This is a genomic window from Draconibacterium sp. IB214405, from assembly GCF_033963885.1.
Lineage (GTDB): Bacteria > Bacteroidota > Bacteroidia > Bacteroidales > Prolixibacteraceae > Draconibacterium.
The window spans coordinates 1-1,796 of the sequence record NZ_JAXBMA010000021.1 but is presented as its reverse complement, the minus strand read 5'-3'; the positions used below and the strand labels follow the sequence as shown (position 1 = coordinate 1,796).

At 36.7% G+C, this 1,796-nt stretch carries 2 protein-coding genes; both read right to left on the bottom strand.

The genetic code is table 11. From position 1 onward, the window contains the following. On the bottom strand, positions 1–561 hold a 561-nt coding region (locus tag SLH46_RS21765; RefSeq protein ID WP_320283302.1), incomplete at its 3' end, for a hypothetical protein. Between the two features lie 28 nt (positions 562–589). Further along, a partial coding sequence (locus tag SLH46_RS21760) for a hypothetical protein (protein ID WP_320283301.1) occupies positions 590–1,796 on the bottom strand: 1,207 nt, incomplete at its 5' end.

Here is a 1,796-nt window from a genome sequence, read left to right as displayed (position 1 = left end):
AACTATATTTTCAACCATCAATGTGTCAGAAAACCAGCCAGTAAATAAACATCCACCATCAGGTTCAGCTTGTAAGCAACTAATGTCGAACTCTTTAGTACTTCCCAACAAAAAGCTATGGGTTAAAGCTAAATTCTGGTCGAACCAGCTAATAAGGAAATTATTTGACAAATTACTTTCGAAGGTTTTGCCCGATATTTCCAGGTCCTGATAAAATTTTATTGGAAGAATCACTGCATTTTCACCAAATATTTCCATTGTTTTTACATAGTCATAGCCTTGCCCCCCTATTGAAGTTAGTTGTTGCAAACTTCCATCGGGGGCATACTTTGCTATAAAGATGTCGCGGCTACCTTCTGAGTAGAGCGTATCGTTAGGAAAATTGATTGATTCGTAAAAAGTACCGACCACAGCCAGATTACCATCAGGTAATTCGTTAATATCGGTTACAATATCCCACCCGGGGCCACCTGCTTGTGTTATCCAGTCGAATTCCATTTGTTGGCTAAAGGCGCAAAAGCCTGTAATTATAATAGCCAGAGATATTATTAAACGTTTCATTTCTAATTATTTTAGTATTTAGGAAGGATTATTTATAGTTGTATTGGTACCTGTTTAGAATCTGAGAGTCGTCGTTTTTAACTTCAAGTAAGCGCCCATACTCATCGTATGTATAGCTTGTCTTAACTCCGGTTGGATCAATAACTTCGTCGATTCCGAATAAAGGCCTGTATTTGTAGGTAGTTACTAAAATATTGGAAAGGCTACTTAGGCTGCTTCTTATCTGACTTAGGTACGAATCGATACTTGATTGCGTTGTAGCATTTTCGAGGTTTGAAATCAACGAAGCTCCAGTTTTTGAAGATACTGCAGAATAAGAAGCATTCTCAATTTTAGCCACAGGTTTTGTTTTTCCGTACGACCACAAATAAGTGACATATTCGCTTCCCGGCGATTTAATCTCCCTTATTTTCTTTGTGCCCGCCAAATAGGTTATTTCATTGTTGAGGTCTAAATCGTCAGAGTATCCATCATCAAAATTATAGTCCTTAATAATATTGCCAGAGGTGTCATATAAATACTTTCTTTTATTCGACACATATTCCGTTGAATTGATTTTCCTCTTTTGGGTAATGGTAACTGGCAATCCGACTAAATGATTATTATTTAATGTTATAAGAGTATTGTCAGTTGGATAATCATCAGGATAAGTAATATAGGTTAGTAGCGTTTCTTTTTGGTTGTCCTCATCCTTTGTAACTTTTTCAACCTGAAGGTTTGTATTATAATCAAAATCTTCGAGCACTTTAATGCTATCAGCTTCGGAGTTGAAATAATCTACTGTTGTGGTTTTATCAAGAATTACAGTTCCATGCGAAGTACAATGGATGTCCTTATATATCTCGCCATAATAGGTTTCTCCTGAAAATTCGAAAAATTCCCCGACGTCACAGCCAGAAACCTGTCCTTCCCTCGCAAATGCTTCGGTGATAGACCATCCATCTACCTGTGCTGTACTAGTGCCTTCGAGGTAAGTTTTTTCAATCCGTTTTACCAGATTTGAATTCCCATCAATAAGTTTAACCTCTGTTAATTTTGGAACTATTGTATTATTGAGTCTTAAAAGATTAAAGCTTTTTACCTCTTTGTAACTTTTTAACGCATCACCGCTCGGCGAACCAGATCGCATATAATTGTGAAGTATTTCAACTCGCTCATACCCATGACCGAAGGTCAGATTTTTATCCATTATCGGATTGGAATAATATATATAATCCTGATAAACGCTTTCGCTA